Raw genomic sequence first — 22,403 nt, forward strand, 5'->3', positions numbered from 1 at the left:
CGGCACGAGGAAGTTAAGCGTTTAAGCCGCGTTGCGGCAACGTTGCAGGATATCCAGCTGGGATTGATATTCGCGGCTCTGTACGTTCAGCATACCCAGCAGGGTGTGGAACAGGTTGTCCTGCGACACGTCGTCCTTTTCCGCCAGCGTGTTCAGGCACTGGCGATCGATGCCGAAGTTGCGCTGATAGTCGGCCGACATCCACATCAGGAATGGCACATGCGTTTGCTGGCTCGGCGCGAAGACATAAGGCGTGCCGTGCAGGTACATGCCGTTTTCCCCCAGCGATTCGCCGTGATCGGACAAATAGACCAGCGCGGTATTGAACCGATCGTCATACTGGTGCAGCAGCTTGATGGTGGCATCGAGCATCGCATCGGTATACAAGATCGAGTTGTCGTAGGTGTTCACCAGCTGTTCGTGGCTGCAATCCTGAATCTGATTGCTGTTGCAGGTCGGCGAAAACGTCTGGAACTCCGGCGTGCTGCGGCGGTAGTAAGCCGGGCCGTGGCTGCCCATCTGGTGCAACACGATCACGCCGTCATCTTTCAGACTATTGATGTAGTCGTTCAACTTGTACAGCAGCACGTTATCCATGCAGACTTCGCCGTCGCAGTCCTGCGGCAGTTTCAGCTTGGTCATGTCGATGTGCGGCACCCGGTCGCAGGCGCCCTTGCAGCCACCGTCGTTATCGCGCCACAGCACGTTGACGCCGGCATGCGCCAACACGTCCAGCACACCTTCCTGGTGCGCCGCCTGAGTCGCGTCGTACTCTCTGCGCGGCATGTTGGAGAACATGCAGGGCACGGAGATCGCCGTCTCGGTGCCGCAAGAGCTGGCGTTCTTGAAGTAGACCACGTCGTCCTGCTTCAGGCGCGGGTTGGTTTCGCGCTCGTAGCCTCCAAGGGAGAAGTTTTCGGCGCGGGCGGTTTCGCCCACCACCAGGATCACCAGCGTTTTCTTGGCCTGCCCGGCGATCAGCGGCCCTTTGCGCGCGTCTTCACCGATTTTTACCAGCGGCAGATTGCGGGTGAAATAACGTTGTTCGGTAAATTTGATCGTGCCGGCGACGAAGTTGGAAGGCGTCAACATCTTCACCACGCTTTTATTGTTGCGAATCAGCGAAGCGTAGTCTTTGTAGAACAGCGCGGCGACGATCAGGATCACCACCAACGACAGCATGACGTTGGCGGCGCGCAGCCCGACCATGTACCACCAGGGGCGGGTCTGGCGAATATGGGTGAAGCAGACCGCCACCGCCGGCAGAATGCCGAGCAGCGCCAGCCACAATCCCATGCGCGGTGTCAGCAGCGCCGTCGCTTCCTGGGGATTGGTTTCGAAGGCGTTCTGCATCATGTTGCCGTCGATCACCACGCCATAGCTGTACATGAAATAGTTGGCTGCGGCGCTGCCGAGCAAGAAAAAGACGATCAGCGGCTTACGCAGGTAGGGCACGGTCAACACGCTGAAGATGATATTCAACGCACAGAAAATCACCACCGGCATGCTGGCGGCGAAAATCACGCTGTGGACGCTATCGAAGGTGATATACGACCAGGCGCGATGCAGGAATAACGCGTTTTGAAACAGAGTGAAGAACAGGGCGGTGGCGAGGATAAAACCGAGGCTGTTGCACTGTAAGCGTTGACGTAACCACATTGCCAAATCTGGATCCTGAGAGTAGATAATGCCTTGAAATCTACCGGATGAAACTTAAGAAAACCTTAGAAATTCAGAATACTGGCGGCGGCTAAAGCAGGAAAAACGCCAGGCCGGGCGGCCTGGCAATGAGGAAGTTTAGTAGGCGGCGGTGAACTGCGCGCGAATAAACTGTGGTTTTTCAATCTCATCGACGATGGCGACCGCCAGGTCTTCTACCGAAATGTTGGCCGGCGCTTCGCCGTTCATCAGCAGCTGGGTGGTGCCGAGGCGGAACTGGCCGGTCCGTTTGCCTGGTTCCAGCAGGGCGGCCGGCGAGAGATAGGTCCAGTCGAGCGCTGATTCATTGCGCAGCTTGTTGCGCAGATCGCGCACTGCCTGCGCGCCGGGGCGGATATTTTCCGGGAACTGCGGCGTATCCACCAGTTCAACGCCCGGTGCCACTTCCAGGCTGCCGGCGCCGCCGACCACCAGCAGACGCTTGACGCCGGCCTGTTCGACTGCGGTGAGGATCTGTTGGGCGCCGCGGGTGGTTTTTTCATACAGGTTATCTTCGCCCCAGCCGGGGTTGTAGGCGCTGATCACCGCATCCTGCCCGCGCAATTGCCCCGCCAGCCAGGCGGTATCGGCAACGTCGCCCAGTGCGACGGTCAGATTGGCGTGCTCCGGCAAATCTTTTTTCTGGCGGGCGATCGCCGTCACCTGAATGCCGCGAGCCAGCGCTTCATCCACCACGCGGCGGCCAACAAAACCGGTTGCTCCAATAATGGCTACTTTCATCTGCATGCTCCTTCGGGGATGGTTTCAGTATCATGAAGCAGGCCGTTGTGCCTGCTGCGTGGATGCTACTTTAGTCCTTAACAATAGCCGTGATTAGTGCCATATTCATGCTTTCTTGATTAAGTAAAACTTCATAATCGTGGATAAACTCAATCGAATGGCGGTGTTCGCCACCGTGGTGGCGGAGGGATCGTTGGCGGGCGCGGCGCGGCGACTGGGCATGACGCCGTCGGCGGTCAGCCAGCATATGCGCTCGCTGGAGAAGGCGCTCGGGGTGCCGCTGCTGCACCGTTCTACCCGCCGTTTGGCGCTGACCGAGGCCGGGGCGGCGTTTTACCCCGGCTGCGAGGCGATGCTGCAACAGGCGCAGCAGGCCGAACAGCGGTTGGCGGAGCTGCGAGATACGCTGGTGGGCGAGCTGCGCATCGCCACCCCGGTCGGCATCGGCGGCCGATCGCTGGCGGAGGCGCTGGCGCCGCTGTTGCAGGCGCATCCCAAGCTGACGCTGCGGGTGCTGGCGGACGATCGCATCGTCGATATGATAGAGCAGCGGGTCGACATTGCGCTGCGTGCCAATCGGCAGTTGGCGGACGCCAATATGATCGCGCACCCGCTGACGGCGTGGCCGATGGTGCTGTGCGCCGCGCCGCGTTATCTCAACCAGCATGGGGTGCCGGAAAAACCGCAGGATTTGGTGCAGCACCGTTGGATCTCCAGCGGCTACAGCGGGGCCCATCTGGACTTGCTGCACCAGTCCGGCCAGCAGGTTAAGCTGCGGCTGGCGGAAGGGCAGATCGTCAGCGAGAGCATGAACGTGATGCGCGCCTTTACCCGCGCCGGGCTGGGTATTTCGATTCAGCCGCTGTATGAAATTGGCGACGAGCTTCAGCGCGGCGAGCTGTTACTGCTGTTGCCGGAGTGGCGGCCGGCGCCGCTGCGGCTGCACGCGCTGACGCTCGAACGCAACGTGCCGGAGAAAAGTCGCCAGGCGCTGCGCTATCTGCGCGACTATTTTCGCCGCAACGGCGAAAAGGGACTTGCCAGCGGCGGCGATGGCGTCTTCAATTAGCAAGAGAACGCAGGAGGCCCCGTGGCGCAGCAGCTTGAATTTTTCGACATCCCCAGCCCGTGTCGTGGCATTTGCCAGGCCGACGATCGCGGATTCTGCCGTGGCTGCCTGCGCAGCCGCGAGGAGCGCTTCGGCTGGATGAGCATGAGCGACGCGCAAAAGCGCGAGGTGCTGCGCCTGTGCCGTCAACGCTTCCTGCGCCTGCAACGCGCCAATAAAGCGCCCGACGAGCCGCTGCCGGAACAGCCGTCGCTGTTTTAACCATTCCTGATCTGCCGCACGTTCGTGTGGCTTACCGCTTCCCTGTGCCTTACCGGCTTGTGTATGCTGGCTGACAACTAATGTCATGAGGTTTTCGCAATGGTAGAACGTATTCGTCTCGCGCCGCAGGGGCCTGAATTTTCCCGCATGATTTGCGGCTACTGGCGGTTGATGGAGTGGGGCATGTCGCCGCAACAGCTGCTGACGTTTATCGAACAGCATGTCGAACTGGGCGTCACCACCGCCGATCACGCGGATATCTATGGCGGCTATGCCTGCGAACAGGCGTTCGGCGACGCGCTGCGTCTTAAGCCGGCGCTGCGCCAGTCGCTGGAGCTGGTGACCAAGTGTGGCATCGCCACCACCGCCAAGCCCGGCAACCCGATCGGCCATTACATCACCGATCGCGACCACATCGTACAGAGCGCGGAACAATCGCTGCGCCATCTGCATACCGACTATCTCGATCTGTTGCTGATCCACCGGCCGGATCCGCTGATGGATGCTGACGACGTGGCCGAAGCCTTCGTCGCGCTGCACAAAAGCGGCAAGGTGCGCCATTTCGGCGTATCCAACTTTACGCCCGCACAGTTCCAACTGCTGCAGTCGCGCCTGCCGTTCACGCTGGCGACCAATCAGGTGGAGATCTCGCCGATTCACCAACCGGCCATTCTCGACGGCACGCTCGACCAGTGCCAGCAACTGCGCATCAAGCCGATGGCCTGGTCCTGCCTGGGGGGCGGGCGTTTGTTCAACGACGCCGAGTTCCAGCCGCTGCGCGACGAGCTGCAGCGGGTGGCGCAGGAGATCGGCGCCGAGACCATCGAACAGGTGGTGTACGCCTGGGTGATGCGCCTGCCGTCGTCGCCGCTGCCGATTATCGGCTCCGGCAAGATTGAGCGGGTGCGCTCGGCGCTGAAGGCGCAGAAACTGGTGCTGAACCGCCAGCAGTGGTTCCGCATTCGCAAGGCGGCGCTGGGGTATGACGTGCCTTAAGACAGGGAAGCCGGAGGAAAGCCGGGCGGCGAAAGCGCCCGGCTTTTTTTACGCCGATTTTTAGGCCAACACCACCTGATCGGTGTTGAAGTGATCGAGCGAGACGCCGATCAGCGTGACCTGGCTGTGGCCGAAGGCCAGCACCAGATCGTCGTTTTGCTGCGTGGCGTAGTCGCGGATATTCCCGCTGGCGCCTTCGGTACCGATAAACACCAGCTTATCGGTGGCGTTGAAACCATACAGCTGGTCGCGGCCAAAATCGCCGCTGAACAGGAAGGTATTGCCGTTGCCGACGCCCTTCAGGATGTCATCGCCGCTGCCGCCGACGAAGGTCAGGTTGCCGCCGGCATGGCCGATCAGCGTGTCGTTGCCGGCGTTGCCGAACAGCCAGGCATCGTGGCTGCGAGCCTGCAGGACGTCATCGCCGTCGCCGCCAGTGGTGGCAGTGGCATAGGCTTTGAGGCCCGAATCCGATTTCAATCCGGTCGCGGTCACCTGATGATCCACCTCTTTGTTGAAAATCAACCAGGAGGTTTCTTTGCTGCGCAGGGTGCTGATGTCATCCGCCAGCGTAATGCCGCCCTGGGCATCGCGCAGGTAGAGCGTATTGCCGTCGTAGGCGACCTCGGTGTTTTTCAACGCCTGCTGGGTATCGAAGATATTGTGGCCTTTGCCGCCGGCGATCAGATTATAGCCGCCGGCGTCGCGGAAGATATCGTCGCCGTCGCGGCCCTCGAGATAATCGTTGCCTTTGCCGCCCTTGATCAAATCATTGCCGTCGCTGCCGATGATAAACGTCGGTCCGCTGTGCGTCTCCGCTTGGCGGTTAAGGTCTTCCACCCATGTATTGCCGCGCGTCACGTTCGACAGGTTGGAGACGATGACGGTCGAGTCCTTGTCGGTCAGCGAATAAAACTCGGAGTTGAGCACCCGCATCAGACCGTCCTGATAGAAGAACGGCAGGTGCGACAGCCAGGTCGGCACGTTGAGAATGGAAAATGGCAGCAGGTTCCAGGCGTCTGATGCATAGTGGTCGTTGAAGTTGACGATATTGTTGGTGGCGGAGGCATGGGGCGCATCATGCACACCCAGCGACGCCCCGGTCAGCGTGGTACCGTCGAGCACGCGGAACACCGGATCGTTCTCATAACCGATGTTGATTACTTTGCCGCCGGTTTCGTACTGGGTCGGCGAGGCGAAGGCGACATAGTTGGACTGCGCGTAGAAGCCGCCCCAGTTGGCGTCGCTCTGCGCGGCCATGCTGTTGACCGCCAGCCCGCCGAGGCTGTGGCCGCTGACCACCACGTCTTCGCCGCTCAGCCCGTGCGCCTGCGCGAACTTCGCCACGTTGCCCAGCAGATTGCCGAAGGCGTTCAGCGTGTAACCGTCGGCGTAGCCTTTCGGCCCGATGCCCGCCAACAGATCGTTAATCGCATCGCCGATGGTATCGCCAATCAACGACTCGCGCGGGCCGCTGGTACCGCGAAATGAGATGCCAATGGCGGTGAGATTGCCTTCGCTGTCATATTTGCCCAGCACCTCGGCCTGAGCGGTGGTGTAACCGACGGCCTCGCCGTAGTAGGTGCCGTGCGCGTCGGTTTTGCCGGCGTAACCCAGCTGCGCGGCACTGATGACCGACCAGCCGGCATTGTTCACCGCATCCTGCGCAGCCTGTTCGGAGTCGGGGTTCCAGGGAATGCCGGGCAGACCGCCTTGCGATTGGGTGCTGCCGATAAGTGCGGTAATCAGCGTCAGCGGCAGGCCCAGCCCGAAACCGCTTTGGTGGTAGCCTTCGTCGAAGCCGTTATCGATATTGTGGTAAGCGTAGGTAGAGATGGCCAAGGCGTCGGAAAACAGCGCTTTCGACGCGTTTTCGTCCAGATCCTTATAGCTAAAGATGCCCATATCAGTTCCTTATGAAGTATGCCGCCTGGCCGGGAAGTGAACTCTCATGCGTCGGCGGTGGAAACAGGGAAACAACGTTAGCCGAACGACAGCTGGTCAGAGGACCAACATCGGTAAAATAATTATTAGCGCCAAGTATTAATAATGCGAATCAAATTGACGAGATTGTGCATTGACCAACAGCGCCGCTGCTGGGGCTTCTATACTGAAAGTTCAGCATAGTCATTAAGGAGATTGATTGATGAAACGATATTGGTATGCAGCGCTTGGTATGATGGCGTGTGGTGCAGCTCAGGCGGCGACCGCTGACGTCGAGATGCACCTGGTGACCGGGCAGGGGATCGGCCAGGACATCGGCAAAGTGGTTATCAGCGAAACGCCGTACGGTTTGCTGTTTACGCCGAGCCTCAAAGCGTTGCCGGCCGGGATACACGGCTTTCACGTGCATGAGAAAGGCAGCTGCGAGCCGGGCATGAAGGACGGCAAAGCGGTGGCGGCGCTGGCGGCTGGTGGGCACTTCGACCCGCAAAAGACCGGGAAACACCTCGGGCCGTATGCCGACGGGCATTTGGGCGACTTACCGGCCATCTATGTGACCGCCGACGGCATGGCGAACGACCCGGTGCTGGCGCCGCGGCTGAAAAAAATCAGCGAAATTGAGGGTAAGGCGCTGATGGTGCACGCCGGCGGTGATAATCACTCGGATCATCCACTGCCGCTCGGCGGCGGCGGTGAACGTTTCGCCTGCGGCGTGATCAAGTGATCATCCGCCGGCCGGTGTGGCGATGGGCTGGCCAATCGCCTGTTGCAACTGCTGCAGCGAGCAGTAGAGACGCCAAATCAGGCCGGCCAAATCGCGCGCGGGCTGTTCCGGGTGGTGCGCCAGCGCGTTGCTCATGCGCAGCAGCTCTTGCAGCGTGGCGTCCAGTGAACTGTGCTGTACGCCTTTTTCCGTCATGATGCCGCGCAGACAGTGGATGCAGACATCGCGCACTGCCGACAGCGGATCGGAACGGGTCTGCCAGTCGCGCAGCTGCCAGACGATATGGCTGCAGTTGAGCAGCACCACGCCCCAGCGCAGCAGCCAGGTGCGCGCTTCCTGATCCTGACTTTGATTGAGTTGGCTGATGCGATGGTAGATCAGCGATTCGAACTGGCTTTCGCTCTGCTGCGGCCGTTTGCTCAACTGATCGATAAAATCGCGCCGCAGCGCGCGGATAATGCGGCGGCTTTTGCGCTTGTCCGAGCTGGGGCGCAGGATCTGAAACGCCAGCCCGGCCAACAGTACGCCGACGACTTTAGCGATGTTGTCATTGATGAAGGACTGGTAGTCATAGCTCGGCGGGTTGCTGACGGTCAAAAACGAACCCATAAAGACGATCAGCTGCCCCCAGAGCGCGGCATACGGCGGGTTTTGCAGCTTGAGCATCTGCATGGTCACCAGGATCGGAAACAGGAAGGCGCAGAACACCCAGAAGTCGTCAATCTGGATCATCAAACCGAATTTCACCACGAAGCAGGCGACCGAGAGCAGCAGCACCGCCTTGAGCAGGGTGCTGACGCTGTTGATCGGCGAAGGCGTAGAGGAGTAGAGCACGCAGCTGATGGCGGTGAGCGTCAGCGCTGCGCTGCCGGCGTCCCACTGGGTGTTAATCCAGTAGGCGCAGCCGATCACGATGCATAAGAAGGTGCGTAGCCCGTTGTAAGCGGCTTCGTAGCTATCGGTATGACGCGCCAATGGGGTGACGCGCGGCGGCTGGAGATCGCTGACCGCCGTGGCGCTCTCCAGCCGCCGCAGCCAGCGGTTGCAGCGCAGGTAAAGCCAGCAGAAATGGCGCAGGCGCAGCCAGAAGGCGCGATGGCGGTAATCCGCAGGATCGTGTGGGGCGATCTGCTGGAGCAGCCGCGCCAAGCGGTATTTGTCGGTGGTGGGATCGCGCAGTTCGTCCAGCAACTGCGTCAGTACCGGCATCAGATTGGCGGGGCGATCCGGCCAGTTCAGCAGCATGCGGCGCAGGCTGGAGATGACGCTGGTGATGCGCAACTGCTGGTGCAGCAGATAGTTGAGCAGATTGTTTTGCCGCCGTAGCCGATAGTGGCTCCAGAACGCCTGAATGCGCAGCAGGTTCATGGTCAGGATCTGGCCGATAACCCCTTCGTGCGAGGTGCGCATCTGCGCGGTGATCTCCGGCTGCCACAGCATGGCGGCGTGCTCCAGCAGGCGTAGCTGCATGCGCCGCAGCGAGGTCAGCAGGGCTTCGCCGTCGGAGGTGCTGGGCAGGATCATCATCATCAACCCGCCGCACAGAATGCCGGTGATCACTTCACAAACCCGCGCCTGCGCGATATCGAAGATCTGTTGGGTGTCGGTGACGTTGACCGTGCCGAAGGCGATGATGGCGGCGGTATAACCCGCCAGCGCGAACGCGTAAGAGACGTTGTTTTGGTAATGGTTGGAGATGTAGGTGCACAGCCCGATCCAGGCGGCGATGAACAGCGTAAACAGCCAAGGGTCGTTCAGGCAGTGGCCGGCGATCGCGACCGACGCAGCGGCGCCGATCAGGCTGCCGAAGATACGGCCAATGCTTTTGCTGATCACGCCGCCGATGGTGGGGAAGCTCACCACCGCCGCGGAGGTGAGCGCCCAATAGGGTTCGTCGAGCTCGAGCACGAACGCCACCCACAGCGCCAGACACATCGCCAGCGAGTTACGCAGCGCATAGCGCCATTGGCCACCGGTCGCCTTACCCCAGGGGGTTCGGCTCCACTCCAGAAAAGGCAGGTTCACACTTTAGTTCCGCTGATGAATCGAAATGGTGCAGGTGGTGCCGGCGACCAGCGTTATATCGGCGGGCACGTTGAGCAATTTTATCCGCACCGGCACGCGCTGAGCCAAACGCACCCAGGGAACATTAGGCTTAACGTCCATTAATAGATCGTTGCTGCTGTCGACGCTCTGATCGTAAATGGCGCGGCCGATGCTCTCGACTTCCCCCTGCAGCGGCGTGTTGCCGTTATATAAAACGATGTCCGCTTTATTGCCCTCTTTTATATGCTTCAGCTTGGTTTCTTCGAAATAACCGAGCACATAAAAAGAATGCACATCCACCAGCGCCACCAGCGGTGTGCCGGCGTTGGCGTAGTTCCCGACCCGCGCCTGCAGGTTGGTGATATAGCCGTCGGTTGGTGCGTAAATTTTGGTTTTGCTCAAATTCCATTTAGCCTGTTCCAGGTTGGCCAAGGCGGCTTTATAGGCGGCCTTCATTGCCTGAGCAGCTAAATTGGCGGCGTCCAAATCTTCAGCAGAAATAACGTTACGCGGCAAGCCACGGCGGCGTGCGGCCTCGTGCTCCGCCTTGGCCAGATCGGATTGCGCTTTTGCCACCGCGGCCTCGGCATTGTCCAACGCGATCTGGTAGGGCACCGGGTCGAGGGTAAAAATCAGACTTCCCGCAGGTACGAACTGATTGTCATTCGCGCTTATTTTCTCTAATCTTCCAGAGACTTCAGGGGTGATATTGACCAGTTCGGCGCGCACTTTTCCATCACGGGTCCACGGGGATTGCATATAATAATTCCAGAGCCACCAACCGGCGCAGACGGCAATGGCGCAAACGATCACCGAAGAAAAGTATTTTAATGTTTTATGCTGCATGGGTTACCAACTCGCTAAAATCCATAAGGAACCGCTGACGGTCATAACGAAAATGGACAGATCCATCAACATGGGATGCCAGATTTCACCGGAATACATCCAGTCTCTCAGCAGCTGATGAATCAACAGCCATAAGACCAGTCCTAGCAAAAAAGCTTTAAATATAGGTGGAAAATAAAGCGATGCCCCCAGGACCAAATCGGGTAAGGGGGATGAGGTGTGTAACCATGATGTATTCACATTAACAATCCCTAAGGGTGAATATGTTGAATATTTGCATAACGATTAAACAATAGCGTCTAAAAATAGTGGCTATTTCCACAATATACATTATATACATTTGTGTTTTTAATGTGAGTTACCCAAAATAGTCTAAACTCTGGGAGGTAATGTTAGCATGCTAATTATAAGGAGGGGGAAGTGGAGTCAACATTAGGTTCAGATTTAGCACGATTAGTTCGTGTTTGGCGCGCGCTCATCGATCATCGGCTCAAGCCGTTGGAGCTGACCCAAACGCACTGGGTTACTTTGCACAATATCAATCGCTTGCCGCCGGAGCAGTCGCAAATCCAGCTGGCCAAAGCGATCGGTATCGAGCAACCGTCACTGGTTCGTACGCTGGACCAACTGGAGGAGAAGGGGCTGATCACGCGTCACACCTGTGCCAACGATCGCCGCGCGAAGCGCATCAAGCTGACCGAGGCGGCCGATCCGATCATCAGGGAAGTGGATAGCGTGATCACGTCTACACGTAGTGAGATTTTAAGCGGCATTACCGCCGACGAAGTGCATCTGTTGGTAGGGCTGATTGGCAAGTTAGAACAAAATATCACCGAACTGCAGAACAAATAATAATATTCTTATTTTTCTACGATTACAGTTTCACAGCATCAGAAATAAAACCGGAGGCGATTGCCTCCGGTTTGCCGTTTACGCCGACTGACTTACAGCGGAGATACGGTGATGGTATCGCCCATGCGCGCCATACGTACGCGCTGACCCGGGCTGAACTTGGTGTCGCCTGCTTTCTGCACCACCACGATGTTCTCTTTCTGGTCGGTTTTGATTTCCAGCTCGTAGCCTGAGGTACGACCGGCCACTTCACCGATGCTGTTGCCTGCCGCGCCGCCGGCGATAGCGCCCGCTGCGGTTGCCAGCGTACGGCCGGTGCCGCCGCCAACGGTGTTACCCAACAGTCCGCCAATCACCGCGCCGCCGATCATCCCCATGGTGTTGGAACCTTCGCCGCCCTGAATTTTAACCGGACGTACGGAAACCAGCGTCCCGTAGGTGACGGTCTGCACCTGCTTGGCCTGCGAGGACGAGTAGACGTCGCCGGACATGGATTCATTGGCACAGCCAGCCAGCGTAACGGCGGCGACGGCAACGACGAGAAGACGCTTGATCATATAAAACTCCTGATGGTAGTAGTCCATAACCTGGCAGTGTTCTCCAGGCAAGATTCAGTGAAAATGATAGACAAAGTATGGCTGAAAGTTGGCATATCACCATGCTCCATCACTGCACGCAGCTTAACTTTTCTCTGTTCAACCAATAATAAACCGCAGTTTACCTTTATAACAGCCTTAGCGACATTCCGTTGCCTGTTATGGCACGGTTTAACACATCACATGTGCCACAGCGGCGCCAGGGTAGGATATCTGGCTCACGGCTTGTAAAAAAAGCATCATAATTCATGGCGTTAATCTGGCAATTCTGGTTTATTTGTCAGGGTGAAATTTGCTTACCGCGCGGGTTAGAGGATGTTGCTATGAAGTCAGGCCGCTATATAGGCGTCATGTCCGGCACCAGTCTGGACGGAATTGATGTGGTATTGGCCGCGATCGACGATCGCATGGTGGCGCAGCAGGCCAGCTATAGCCATCCGATGCCGATGGCGCTGAAAAAAGAGATTTTGGGCATGTGCCAGGGGCAACAGACCACGTTGGCCGCCGTTGGCCGGCTGGATGCGCAGCTGGGCTCGCTGTTCGGCGAGGCCGTGCTCGGCCTGCTGAAACAAACCGGCATCGACGCGGAGCATATCACCGCCATCGGTTGCCACGGCCAGACAGTGTGGCACGAACCGGAAGGTGACGCGCGTTTCTCGATGCAGCTCGGTGATAACAACCGCATCGCCGCGCTGACCAATATCACCACCGTCGGCGACTTCCGCCGGCGGGACATGGTCTATGGCGGGCAGGGCGCGCCGCTGGTGCCGGCGTTTCATCAGGCGCTGCTGGGGCATCCTGTCGAACGGCGCATGGTGCTGAACGTTGGCGGCATCGCCAACCTTTCTCTGCTGCTGCCTGGCACGCCGGTGCGCGGTTTCGACACCGGGCCAGGCAACATGCTGATGGACGCCTGGGTGTGGCGCCACCGTGCACAACCTTATGATCAGGACGGCGGCTGGGCGATGCAGGGAAGAGTCTGTTTGCCGCTGTTGCAGCAGATGCTGGCGGATCCTTACTTCGCGCTGCCGGCGCCGAAAAGCACCGGCCGCGAGTATTTCAATATCGCCTGGCTGGAGCGGCAGTTGGCCGGATTGCCGGCGATGGCGCCGGTCGACGTGCAGGCCACGCTCACGGAGCTGACCGCCGTCAGCATCAGCGAACAGGTGTTGCTGGCCGGCGGGTGCGAGCGTTTGCTGGTATGCGGTGGCGGAGCGCGCAACACGCTGCTGATGGCGCGTCTGTCGGCGCTGCTGCCGGGCACGGAAGTCGGGCTGACCGACGATTTCGGCGTCAGCGGTGACGACATGGAGGCGCTGGCCTTTGCCTGGCTGGCGTTTCGTACGCTGTCCGGCCAGGCAGGCAACCTGCCTTCGGTGACCGGCGCCAGCCGTGAAACGGTGCTGGGTGGGATTTATCCGGTTTTGCCATTGGGGGGCCGTTAGCTCTGTTAGGATAGCCTGTGAAGGATTTTTCTAAGGAGCAACAGCATGAAAAAAGTCATTTTCGTCGCCGGCGCGCTGGCGCTGTCCGGCTGCAGCTACATCCTGCCGCAAAGCAGCCAGACGATGCACTACCAGTGCGGCACCACGCCGCTGACGGTGGCGCTCGACGGCAAGGCGAGCGAAGTCAGCCTGCTGATGGATGGCGAGCAGCTGCATCTTAAGCAGGTGCTGGCGCTGACCGGCGCCAAATACAGCGACGGCAAATACACTTTTTGGTCGAAAGACCGTAACGCCTATCTTGAGCGCAACGGCAAGGTAGTGATGAGCGACTGCGTGTTGACGGAATGACGGTCGGCGGCGGCGTCGGAGCGATTGAGTTCCTGACGCCGCAGGCGCAGAATGTAACGACGGATTTTTTCAGTTGGTCGATAACCCAGATGATTGAAAAGAATGAGTTTGATGTTGCGGACCTGCGCCGTGAATACACCCGAGGCGGCCTGCGCCGCAACGATCTGACCGCCAACCCGCTCGAACTGTTCGAGCGTTGGTTGAAACAGGCCTGCGATGCGCGCCTGGCCGATCCTACCGCCATGTGCGTCGCGACCGTCGACGAACACGGCCAGCCCTATCAACGCATTGTGCTGCTCAAGCATTTCGACGAGCAGGGGCTGGTGTTCTACACCAACCTCGGCAGCCGCAAGGCGCAGCAACTGGCGCACAATCCGCATATCAGCCTGCTGTTCCCGTGGCACATGCTCGATCGCCAGGTGATTTTCCTCGGCCAGGTGGAGCGCCTGTCGACTTTCGAAGTGCTGAAGTATTTCAACAGCCGGCCGAAGGATAGCCAGATCGGCGCCTGGGTGTCGCAGCAATCGTCGCGTATTTCCGCGCGCGGCGTGCTGGAAAGCAAATTCCTCGAGTTGAAGCAGAAGTTCCAGCAAGGCGAAGTGCCGTTGCCGAGTTTCTGGGGCGGATTCCGCGTGAAATTCGACTCCGTCGAGTTCTGGCAGGGCGGCGCCCATCGCCTGCATGACCGTTTCCTGTATCAGCGGGACGGGAATGACTGGAAAATTGACCGACTGGCACCCTGAAGACGGAAAATCCCCTCTAAGCGCTGGTGCTGACGCCGCCGGCGCTTTATTCTATGCGCTACCCTGAATTTTTTATTTCGCCACTGGGCGAAAGGCCGTGTACCGGCAAAGGTGCATTCGTTTATACATGGAGTCATTGATGGCAAGCAGCAACTTGATTAAACAACTGCAAGAGCGGGGCCTCGTTGCCCAGGTTACGGATGAGGAAGCGTTAGCGGAGCGACTGGCGCAAGGGCCAATTGCACTGTATTGCGGTTTCGATCCGACCGCTGACAGCTTGCATTTGGGCCATCTGGTTCCTCTGTTGTGCCTGAAGCGCTTCCAGCTGGCCGGCCACAAGCCGGTCGCACTGGTGGGCGGCGCCACCGGCCTCATCGGCGATCCAAGCTTCAAAGCGGCGGAGCGCAAGCTGAACACCACCGATACGGTGAACGAGTGGGTGGAGAAGATCCGCAAGCAGGTTTCTCCGTTCCTCGATTTCGACTGCGGCAGCAACAGCGCCATCGCGGCCAATAACTACGACTGGTTCGGCGGCATGAACGTGCTGACCTTCCTGCGTGACATCGGCAAGCACTTCTCCGTCAACCAGATGATCAATAAGGAAGCGGTTAAGCAGCGCCTGAATCGCGACGACTCCGGCATCTCCTTCACCGAGTTTTCCTATAATCTGCTGCAGGGCTTCGATTTCTCCGAGCTGTACAACCGCCACCAGGTGGAGCTGCAGATCGGCGGTTCCGATCAGTGGGGCAACATCACCTCGGGTATCGATCTGACGCGTCGCCAGCACCAGAAGCAGGTGTTCGGCCTGACCGTGCCGTTGATCACCAAAGCAGACGGCACCAAGTTCGGTAAAACCGAAGGCGGCGCGGTCTGGCTGGCGCCGGAAAAAACCAGCCCGTACAAGTTCTACCAGTTCTGGATCAACACCGCCGATGCCGACGTCTACCGCTTCCTGAAGTTCTTCACCTTCATGAGCCTGGAAGAGATCAACGCGCTGGAAGAAGAAGACAAGAACAGCGGCAAGGCGCCACGCGCCCAGTACGTGCTGGCGGAAGAAGTGACCGGCATGGTACACGGTGCGGAAGGCTTGGCGGCCGCCAAGCGCATCACCCAGAGCCTGTTCTCCGGCGCGCTGCATGACATGACCGAAGCTGACTTCGCCCAACTGGCGCAGGACGGCATGCCGACCATCAAACTGGACCGCGACGCCGATCTGCAGCAGGCGTTGGTGAATGCCGAACTGGTACCGTCACGCGGCCAGGCGCGCACCATGATCGGTTCCAACGCGGTGACCATCAACGGTGAGAAGCAGTCCGATGCCGAATACCGCTTCAGCGATTCAGACCGTCTGTTCGGCCGCTACACGCTGCTGCGCCGCGGCAAGAAACATTACTGCCTGGTGGATTGGCAGTAACGAATAATGACGGTAAGGGGCCCTGGCGGCCCCTTTATTTTTGCGCAGCTGCCCGGCTGCCGTATTTCGAACGAGTTCTGTCGATGAAAAACATTCTTTCTATCCAGTCGCACGTGGTGTTTGGTCACGCCGGCAACAGTGCGGCGGAGTTTCCGATGCGCCGCATGGGCGTCAATGTCTGGCCGTTGAACACGGTGCAGTTCTCCAATCATACGCAATACGGCCAGTGGACCGGTTGCGTCATGCCGGCCAATCATCTGACCGAGATCGCGCAGGGCATCGCCAATATCGATCAACTGAAGCGCTGTGATGCGGTGTTGAGTGGTTATATCGGTTCGCCGGAGCAGGGCGACCATATTCTGGAGATTGTGCGCCAGGTTAAGCAGGCGAACCCGAATGCCTGGTATTTCTGCGACCCGGTGATGGGACATCCGGAAAAGGGCTGCATCGTGGCGCCGGGCGTGGCCGAGTTTCACTGCCGCCAGGCGCTGCCGTGCAGCGACATGATGGCGCCGAACCTGCTGGAACTGGAGATGCTGAGTCAGATGGCCGTCGCCAACGTGGACGATGCGGTGCAGGCCGCCCGTGCGCTGATCGACAAAGGGCCGCGGCTGGTGCTGGTCAAGCATCTGGCACGTGCGGGCTATCACGCCGACTGCTTCGAAATGCTGCTGGTGACGGCGGACGAGGCCTGGCACATCAGCCGTCCGCTGGTGGACTTCGGCGCGCGGCAGCCGGTCGGCGTCGGTGATTTGACCAGTGGTCTGTTGCTGGTGGACTTGCTGAAGGGTGAGGCGCTGGATAAAGCACTGGAGCACGTGACCGCCGCCGTGTATGAGGTGATGCTGACTACGCAGGAGATGGGCGAGTACGAACTGCAGGTGGTGGCGGCGCAGGATCGGATTGTGCAGCCGCGTAGCGAGTTTAAAGCGGTCAAACTGTAAGTGTCATCGGGCTCCGGCGATAGCCGCCGGAGCCCCGAATCTTTACTTCAATCCTTCGGCGTTCAGCGCCGCATCCACCGCCGGGCGCGCCGCAACGCGATCGAACCAGGCCGCCAAATGGGCGTGCTTGCGCACGTCGAACTGCAGGGCGAATGCCCAACGCAACACGGTAAACAGGTAGGCGTCGGCTATGCTGAAGCGGCTTCCCAACAGGAAGTGCTGCTTCGCCAGCACCGAATCCAGATAGCTGAACTGCTGTTCCAACTTGGCGCGCGCGATGGTTTTGTATTCCTCGGGCGTTTTCGGGTTGAACAACGGGCTGAATCCTTTGTGCAGCTCGGTGGCGATGTAGTTCAGCCATTCGATCGCGTGGTAGCGCGACAGGGTGCCCGCCGCCGGGATCAGGTTGCGATCCGGCACGCGATCCGCCAGGTATTGCACGATCGCCACGCCTTCGGTCAGCAGGCTACCGTCATCCAGCAGCAGCGCCGGTACCTGTCCCTTGGGGTTGATGGCGAGGTAATCGGTGCCGCTCTCGGTTTTCTTCTGCGCCAGGTCGACCTTCTCCGCCGTAAAATCCAGCCCTGCCTCACGCAGCACTATATGCGGGGACAGCGAACAGGCGCCGGCTTTATAGAACAGTTTCATCGGAAGCTCCTTGTTGATGACGAATGACGGGCATGCTTAACCTCTCATCGTAGTCCCATAGCGCCAAAATTACAGCGGCTTAGCTAACAAATTTAACCGATGAGCGCCTCGGCAGGCTGCAGCTGGGCCAGCGTTGCGGCGATCTGCTGTTGCAGCGCCTGCGGCGCCACCTGCATCGGCGAACGCAACTCGTTGGCGATCAGCCCCTGCTGGGCCAGCACCGTCTTGACCGGCGCCGGATTCGGGAAGCTGAACATCTGGTGGATCATCGGCAGCAGCTCATAGAAGTTGCTGCGTGCCGCGGCCAAATCACCGGCGGCGACCTGCTGCGTCAGCTGAACGAAGCGCTCCGGGTGAACATGCGCGGCGGCGGAGATGGCGCCGGTACCGCCGAGGCAGAGCGTGGTGAGGATCAGATTGTCTTCCCCGGTCATCACATCGATTTCGCCGTCGGCGATCAGCGCCATGGTGGCGTCAGGGTTACCGCCGCAGTCCTTGATGGCGGTGATGCGCGGATGGCGTGCGAGCTGGCGCAACGTGGCCAGCTCCATGGCAATGCCGGTGCGCTGCGGAATGTTGTACAGAATCACCGGCACGGTTGAGGCGTCGGCCAACTGGGTGAAATAGTCGATCAGGCCGCATTGCGAAGGGCGGATGTAGTAAGGTGCCGGGATCAGCACGCCGGCAATGTCGCGCAGCTGAATGGCCTGCTGCATTTGCAGCGTGGCGACCATGTTATTGCCGGACAGGCCCATCACGACCTGATGGGCGGGCGCCACCTCCAGCACGGCGTCGAGCACCGCCAGCTGTTCTTCTTTGCTCAGCGCGGCGGCTTCACCGGTGGAGCCGCAGACCACCAGACCTGAGACACCGGCATCGAGCAGGTGCCGCGCCAGGCGTTTCACTGCCGGCAGATCGACGGCATCGTGATTGAAAGGGGTAACCATCGCTACCCAAATACCGGAAAATGAGGCCATAAAATATTCCTTCTGTGTGACCGACAGAGAAGCCAGATGAGAAAATTGAAGGCGGGGCGTTGCGTGCCATCCAGTCAGCTCATCTGACGGGACAGCTCGCCCCGGTCAAATGAGCGTCTGTTTCTTCGATTTAATCGCCGCCAAGCCGCCAACAGGCAACGCAGGTGTCATCAGAATGTCAGCGTTGCGTGGATAGGCCATGGCAGTCTCGTGAAAAGGGGAAGTGGGGTGATAATGAATATTCTTCATCAGGCTGTCAATTTACAACAGATTGATAACATTGTTATTCATGATTCGTCGGTGGGAATGAGTTTGGCTAATAAATAAAAATCCCCGCGATGGCGGGGAGGATTTGGCCGGCTCAGCGCGGCGGGCGGGAGCCGATGGTGGCGGACCAGCTGAAGGTGTCGCCGCTCGGCCGATAGCGGTTGGCCTTGCGTTCTGCGCGCTCCGCCTTGGCGAGCTTCTCTCTGGCGGCCATGATGCGCGCCACCACTTCATCCTTGACCTTGTGCTGTTCGGCGTTGGTCAGCGGCCTGCCATGGCTTTTGCGCGCCTTGTCCAGTTCGGTTTTCACTTCCCGCTGTTCGCTTTCCGTCATTTCTTTCAACGTCAACTTTTTCATCTGTGCCGCCCGTTCGGTGAAGTTGGCTTTCAGTTTAACGACGTTATATGACCGAAAATGTTATGGGCATAACGAAAATGCCCGGTCAGCCGGCATTACACCTCTTCCAGCAGATCGTCGACAAAGCGCCGCATGCGTGCGGTACGCAGTTCGGCCATGTGCCGCCCGGCGGCGGTCTGGAAACCGTCCTGCAGTTTGAACAGCTTGGTTTCGAAGTGATCCAGGCTGAAACGCTTGTCGTCATATTGACGATGTTCGGCCCGCGGATCGGCCGCGTCATACAGCGCGCTGCGCATGCGGCCGCCGATATAGAAGCAGCGCGCCACGCCGATAAGACCTATGGCGTCGAGGCGATCGGCATCCTGCAGGATCTTCGCCTCCAGCGTTTGCGGCGGGATGCCGGCGGAAAAACTGTGCGCTTCAATGGCGTGAGCCACCGCCGCGATATCCGCCGGCGCCCATTCCAGCCGGGCCAGCGTCAACGTGGCTTGCTCCGCCGCCATGCGCGAGGCCAGATGGCGCTGCGGCGAGTTTTTTTCCACCGCGACGGCGTCGTGCAGCAGCACTGCTGCGCAGAGAATGCGCCGGTCGCCGCCTTCCAGCTTGCTGATTCGGCGGCAGTTCTTCCAGACCCGGTGCAGGTGCGCGACGTCATGCGAACCGTCGTCCGACTCGAGGGTAAGCGGCAGTAACGTTTGCGCCAGCGCCTGGTAGGGGGAAAAAGGTTGTAACAGCTCTTGCGTCAGCGAAGGTAAAGACACGTTCAGCTCCTGTTAGGGGAATCGGTCAATCAGCATAGCCGCATCGGATGCCGGGAGAATGACAGCAAAACGGCTATTGTTTACTAAAGTGCAACCCACTATTGTCATAACTGCGGTTTTTGCAGCGAAACAAGCAACCTAGAATAGCCGCATTCCGCCGTCTCCGCTTGGTGAGAGCCTGTGTCCGCGGAGATGGCCGGAATATCCTCATCAGCCATTGGAGAAGAGACATGCCAACCCCTCTTGAGATAGTGCGCGCAACCTATGAAGGCAGTTCCGAAGAAAACGGCCGTAATCTGCTGGCGGCGCTGGCCCCCGATGCCGAGTGGACCGAAGCCGCCGGTTTCCCCTACGCCGGTACCTATATCGGCCCGGAGAACATCATCAAGAACGTGCATCAGCGCCTGGGCAGCGAATGGCAAGGTTACCGCGCCGATGTCGACCACTTTTACGACGCCGGCGACAATGTGATCGCGCAAGGTTTTTATCACGGTACCTACCGGGCCACCGGCAAATCCTTCAGCGCCTCTTTTGCGCATATTTATACGCTGCGCGCCGGCAAAATCGTGAAGTTCGTGCAGATTGTCGACAGCGCTAAAGTGCTGGAAGCGATGCAGCCTTAATCGCCGCTGCGCTTGCCGAATTTGCGGTCGAACTCGCGCCGGTAACCCCGGGCCTTGTTGCGATCGCGGATCCACAGATAGCCGCACACCAGCGCAACCGCTCCCGAGAAGGTGACGTTGCGCATATCCCGGTCGTACCAAAACACCAACAGCGCATCCAGCGCCGCAATCAGCGCGATCCATTTATACATGTGGGATTGACGCCGCGTGGCGGCGTTGAGTCGCTTCAACTGTCTGGCTTCGTCCAACACCGGTTTTTGCTGCATAGCGGTTCGTTATCATCAGGCTGTTCACGCTAAATTAGCAGAATTTCCCTCACCGTCGCAAAGATTAACGCGCGGCGCCATGCGGTTTTCACTGCCCCTGGCGCGGCGCAGAATATTTGTGCGCGGGTGCTTGAATTGTCCATTGGTCGTGATAGGTTATTTATTCGATATTTTTGGGTTTTTATTCAAAATTCGCCGTGTCATCAAGCTGCAGCACTGGGCGGTTAACATGATGGGTTCGATACATGCGGCGGTTAATTTCGGCAGGAGGATGTGATGAACGATAAAACGGCACGCCCGCAGGATGTGGTTCAACAACAGCTTGACGCCTATAACGCCCGCGACATCGACGCCTTCATGGCCTGTTGGGCGGACGACGCGCAGTATTACGAGCATCCCGACACGCTGCTGGCCAGCGGCAAGGCGGCGATTCGCGAACGGCATCTGGCGCGCTTCCAGGAGCCTAGCCTGTACGGCGAACGGATAAAACGCATGGCGGTGGGGAATATGGTGGTCGATCAGGAGGTAGTGACGCGCAACTTCCCGCAGGGGCGCGGCAAAATGGATGTCATCGCTATCTACGAAGTGGAGCAGGGGCGGATCGCCAAAGCCTGGTTCAAGATCGGCCCCTGCGTGCCGGATGAGGGCGCGCTCTAGCCGCAATACTGCTCACTTAAGCCTGAGTGGCATTTTTCTTATCCAGCCTCTGGGCGTTCTGTGCAGGGGAATTGCCGTCAATGTTCCGCATTTCTTTGTGGCCAACATGAACGGCAATTGGAGGGGCCGAAGGCGCGGCCCCTCCACCCGCGCCTTCGCTTAACACCGTCTGTCCGCTGTGCGGATACCCTCGCCGCGTCTGCATTGTCGGGCGGGTCGGCTACGACAAACGTCCCTGTTAGTCTCGCCTCAACCGGCCTTCCCTGGCCGGTTGCCCCTGACAATGCCGTCTTGCTCGGCAGCCGGTGATGCGCGCCAAAGGTCAACACCCGAGCTGGTGGCTACCGGGCAACCCGTCCTTTATGAGGTTATGGCAGAGAAGAGAAGTTGGAGATGAGCACAAGTGTAAGGCGCCCTTGAAGACGCCGAACGCAGGCATAGCGCATTAGGAGAAACCGCCATGGACGGCGGTTTCAGGTGAGACAGGCAGAGACGCCTGTCGCAACCGGCCTCAATGCGGTATGGCGGAGAGAGGGGAGTTGGCAAAGCCAACCGTCTGACAGGGCAAAGGCGCGGGTTGCCAGGGGCCGCGCCTTCGGCCCCTGGCTCGGTCGAGGTGCATGAGCCACATGGGGCATCTCACTTTTATCGACCGAAAATGTCACGAACGCCTGCAGAAAAACGCTTAACTGAATCAGCATTGTGCTCTAGTCGCGCATTATTGCAACGCCATCACCGCCTCTATCTCCACGCACACCTGCGGTGAGAACAACGCGCTGACCGCCATCAATGAACAGGCCGGCAGCGCGCCATCGAAATAGTCAAACAGCACCGGGCGCACGCCCGCCAGATCGGCGATGTCGGTCAGGAACACGCTGATTTTAATCAATGCCTTGAGATTCACGCCTTCGCTGGCGGCGATGGTCACCAGCTGTTCCAGGATCTCCTGCGTTTGCTCCGGCGCGCTCAGTCCCTGAGCGTCGGTGGCGAAGGCCGTCAATCCCGACACGTACAGGCGATCGCCGTGGCGCACCGCATGTACATAGGGGCCGCCCGGCGTAGGCAACTGCGGATAATTCGTGCGTTTTAATGATGTCATGATCAAACCCCGCGCAAGACCGGTTAATAAAATCGAAAAACTTGGTTAGGATACTGGGGAAACGGCGCCAGGCGCCGCTC

Annotated in this window: 25 protein-coding genes; 12 read left to right on the top strand and 13 right to left on the bottom strand. The window is 59.1% G+C overall.

Going from position 1 to position 22,403, the window contains the following annotated elements; translation table 11 throughout:
* Positions 1 to 21: 21 nt before the first annotated feature.
* Positions 22 to 1,659 (bottom strand): phosphoethanolamine transferase EptA, encoded by a 1,638-nt coding sequence (gene eptA, locus EGY12_RS17715; protein ID WP_123894803.1) that lies wholly within the window; start codon positions 1,657 to 1,659, stop codon positions 22 to 24.
* A gap of 138 nt (positions 1,660 to 1,797) precedes the next feature.
* On the bottom strand, positions 1,798 to 2,439 hold the full coding sequence (locus EGY12_RS17720; protein WP_123894804.1) for an NAD(P)-dependent oxidoreductase: 642 nt from the start codon (positions 2,437 to 2,439) through the stop codon (positions 1,798 to 1,800).
* Between the two features lie 139 nt (positions 2,440 to 2,578).
* Between EGY12_RS17720 and EGY12_RS17725 the strand changes: the two genes are divergently transcribed.
* The 3 genes from EGY12_RS17725 to EGY12_RS17735 all read left to right on the top strand — a co-directional run bounded on the left by EGY12_RS17725 (position 2,579) and on the right by EGY12_RS17735 (position 4,765).
* Positions 2,579 to 3,508, top strand: coding sequence for a LysR substrate-binding domain-containing protein (locus tag EGY12_RS17725; protein ID WP_216641501.1), 930 nt, complete (start codon positions 2,579 to 2,581; stop codon positions 3,506 to 3,508).
* Between the two features lie 21 nt (positions 3,509 to 3,529).
* Positions 3,530 to 3,769: a DUF1289 domain-containing protein gene (locus EGY12_RS17730; RefSeq protein WP_019455980.1), complete on the top strand. Its 240-nt coding sequence runs from the start codon at positions 3,530 to 3,532 to the stop codon at positions 3,767 to 3,769.
* A 99-nt stretch (positions 3,770 to 3,868) separates the two neighbouring features.
* A complete protein-coding gene (locus EGY12_RS17735) occupies positions 3,869 to 4,765 on the top strand; it encodes an aldo/keto reductase family oxidoreductase (RefSeq protein ID WP_049202264.1) in 897 nt (298 codons plus the stop codon).
* Between the two features lie 60 nt (positions 4,766 to 4,825).
* On the opposite strand, the gene EGY12_RS17740 is transcribed toward EGY12_RS17735, so the two are convergent.
* Positions 4,826 to 6,670, bottom strand: a complete 1,845-nt coding sequence (locus EGY12_RS17740; RefSeq protein WP_123894805.1) for a polyurethanase — start codon at positions 6,668 to 6,670, stop codon at positions 4,826 to 4,828.
* Positions 6,671 to 6,911: 241 nt separating this feature from the next.
* Between EGY12_RS17740 and sodC the strand changes: the two genes are divergently transcribed.
* Positions 6,912 to 7,433, top strand: coding sequence for a superoxide dismutase family protein (gene sodC, locus EGY12_RS17745; protein ID WP_123894806.1), 522 nt, complete (start codon positions 6,912 to 6,914; stop codon positions 7,431 to 7,433).
* On the opposite strand, the gene EGY12_RS17750 is transcribed toward sodC, so the two are convergent.
* From EGY12_RS17750 to EGY12_RS17760, 3 genes are read right to left on the bottom strand one after another with little or no spacing between them, the layout of a single operon-like run.
* The gene (locus EGY12_RS17750) at positions 7,434 to 9,458 is read right to left on the bottom strand and encodes an FUSC family protein (RefSeq protein ID WP_123894807.1); all 2,025 of its coding nucleotides are present in this window, start codon (positions 9,456 to 9,458) and stop codon (positions 7,434 to 7,436) included.
* Positions 9,459 to 9,461: 3 nt separating this feature from the next.
* Positions 9,462 to 10,325: an HlyD family secretion protein gene (locus EGY12_RS17755; protein ID WP_123894808.1), complete on the bottom strand. Its 864-nt coding sequence runs from the start codon at positions 10,323 to 10,325 to the stop codon at positions 9,462 to 9,464.
* Positions 10,326 to 10,328: 3 nt separating this feature from the next.
* Positions 10,329 to 10,565, bottom strand: a complete 237-nt coding sequence (locus tag EGY12_RS17760) for a DUF1656 domain-containing protein (RefSeq protein ID WP_123894809.1) — start codon at positions 10,563 to 10,565, stop codon at positions 10,329 to 10,331.
* Between the two features lie 180 nt (positions 10,566 to 10,745).
* Here EGY12_RS17760 and slyA point away from each other — a divergent pair, with 180 nt between their 5' ends.
* The gene (gene slyA, locus EGY12_RS17765) at positions 10,746 to 11,177 is read left to right on the top strand and encodes a transcriptional regulator SlyA (RefSeq protein WP_004931301.1); all 432 of its coding nucleotides are present in this window, start codon (positions 10,746 to 10,748) and stop codon (positions 11,175 to 11,177) included.
* A 92-nt stretch (positions 11,178 to 11,269) separates the two neighbouring features.
* Here the strand turns inward: slyA and EGY12_RS17770 are convergent, their stop codons facing one another.
* Positions 11,270 to 11,734 (bottom strand): glycine zipper 2TM domain-containing protein, encoded by a 465-nt coding sequence (locus EGY12_RS17770; protein WP_073532829.1) that lies wholly within the window; start codon positions 11,732 to 11,734, stop codon positions 11,270 to 11,272.
* A 362-nt stretch (positions 11,735 to 12,096) separates the two neighbouring features.
* On the opposite strand from EGY12_RS17770, the gene anmK reads away from it, so the two are divergent.
* The 5 genes from anmK to pdxY all read left to right on the top strand — a co-directional run bounded on the left by anmK (position 12,097) and on the right by pdxY (position 16,667).
* Positions 12,097 to 13,218 carry an anhydro-N-acetylmuramic acid kinase gene (gene anmK, locus EGY12_RS17775; protein ID WP_123894810.1) on the top strand — a complete coding sequence of 374 codons (1,122 nt, stop codon included), beginning with the start codon at positions 12,097 to 12,099 and terminating at the stop codon, positions 13,216 to 13,218.
* 45 nt (positions 13,219 to 13,263) lie between these two features.
* The gene (locus tag EGY12_RS17780) at positions 13,264 to 13,566 is read left to right on the top strand and encodes an MliC family protein (RefSeq protein WP_004931294.1); all 303 of its coding nucleotides are present in this window, start codon (positions 13,264 to 13,266) and stop codon (positions 13,564 to 13,566) included.
* Between the two features lie 89 nt (positions 13,567 to 13,655).
* Positions 13,656 to 14,309, top strand: a complete 654-nt coding sequence (gene pdxH, locus EGY12_RS17785; protein ID WP_123894811.1) for a pyridoxamine 5'-phosphate oxidase — start codon at positions 13,656 to 13,658, stop codon at positions 14,307 to 14,309.
* Positions 14,310 to 14,448: 139 nt separating this feature from the next.
* Positions 14,449 to 15,723: a tyrosine--tRNA ligase gene (gene tyrS, locus EGY12_RS17790; protein WP_123894812.1), complete on the top strand. Its 1,275-nt coding sequence runs from the start codon at positions 14,449 to 14,451 to the stop codon at positions 15,721 to 15,723.
* A gap of 83 nt (positions 15,724 to 15,806) precedes the next feature.
* Positions 15,807 to 16,667 carry a pyridoxal kinase PdxY gene (gene pdxY, locus EGY12_RS17795; protein WP_123894813.1) on the top strand — a complete coding sequence of 287 codons (861 nt, stop codon included), beginning with the start codon at positions 15,807 to 15,809 and terminating at the stop codon, positions 16,665 to 16,667.
* A gap of 42 nt (positions 16,668 to 16,709) precedes the next feature.
* Here the strand turns inward: pdxY and gstA are convergent, their stop codons facing one another.
* The 4 genes from gstA to EGY12_RS17815 all read right to left on the bottom strand — a co-directional run bounded on the left by gstA (position 16,710) and on the right by EGY12_RS17815 (position 19,678).
* Positions 16,710 to 17,315, bottom strand: a complete 606-nt coding sequence (gene gstA / locus EGY12_RS17800; protein ID WP_123894814.1) for a glutathione transferase GstA — start codon at positions 17,313 to 17,315, stop codon at positions 16,710 to 16,712.
* A 92-nt stretch (positions 17,316 to 17,407) separates the two neighbouring features.
* The gene (gene dapA, locus EGY12_RS17805) at positions 17,408 to 18,292 is read right to left on the bottom strand and encodes a 4-hydroxy-tetrahydrodipicolinate synthase (RefSeq protein ID WP_123894815.1); all 885 of its coding nucleotides are present in this window, start codon (positions 18,290 to 18,292) and stop codon (positions 17,408 to 17,410) included.
* A 361-nt stretch (positions 18,293 to 18,653) separates the two neighbouring features.
* A complete protein-coding gene (locus tag EGY12_RS17810; RefSeq protein WP_123894816.1) occupies positions 18,654 to 18,917 on the bottom strand; it encodes a DUF3811 domain-containing protein in 264 nt (87 codons plus the stop codon).
* Positions 18,918 to 19,012: 95 nt separating this feature from the next.
* Positions 19,013 to 19,678 (bottom strand): HD domain-containing protein, encoded by a 666-nt coding sequence (locus EGY12_RS17815; RefSeq protein ID WP_123894817.1) that lies wholly within the window; start codon positions 19,676 to 19,678, stop codon positions 19,013 to 19,015.
* Positions 19,679 to 19,908: 230 nt separating this feature from the next.
* Here EGY12_RS17815 and EGY12_RS17820 point away from each other — a divergent pair, with 230 nt between their 5' ends.
* A complete protein-coding gene (locus tag EGY12_RS17820; protein ID WP_004938379.1) occupies positions 19,909 to 20,301 on the top strand; it encodes a nuclear transport factor 2 family protein in 393 nt (130 codons plus the stop codon).
* On the opposite strand, the gene EGY12_RS17825 is transcribed toward EGY12_RS17820, so the two are convergent.
* Positions 20,298 to 20,567, bottom strand: a complete 270-nt coding sequence (locus tag EGY12_RS17825; RefSeq protein WP_004938382.1) for a hypothetical protein — start codon at positions 20,565 to 20,567, stop codon at positions 20,298 to 20,300. The genes EGY12_RS17820 and EGY12_RS17825 overlap by 4 nt on opposite strands.
* 276 nt (positions 20,568 to 20,843) lie before the next feature.
* On the opposite strand from EGY12_RS17825, the gene EGY12_RS17830 reads away from it, so the two are divergent.
* The gene (locus tag EGY12_RS17830; RefSeq protein WP_123894818.1) at positions 20,844 to 21,224 is read left to right on the top strand and encodes a nuclear transport factor 2 family protein; all 381 of its coding nucleotides are present in this window, start codon (positions 20,844 to 20,846) and stop codon (positions 21,222 to 21,224) included.
* A gap of 718 nt (positions 21,225 to 21,942) precedes the next feature.
* On the opposite strand, the gene EGY12_RS17835 is transcribed toward EGY12_RS17830, so the two are convergent.
* Positions 21,943 to 22,323, bottom strand: a complete 381-nt coding sequence (locus tag EGY12_RS17835; protein ID WP_123894819.1) for a RidA family protein — start codon at positions 22,321 to 22,323, stop codon at positions 21,943 to 21,945.
* Positions 22,324 to 22,403: the final 80 nt, after the last annotated feature.

The sequence above is a fragment of the Serratia sp. FDAARGOS_506 genome (genome assembly GCF_003812745.1).
Classification (GTDB): domain Bacteria; phylum Pseudomonadota; class Gammaproteobacteria; order Enterobacterales; family Enterobacteriaceae; genus Serratia.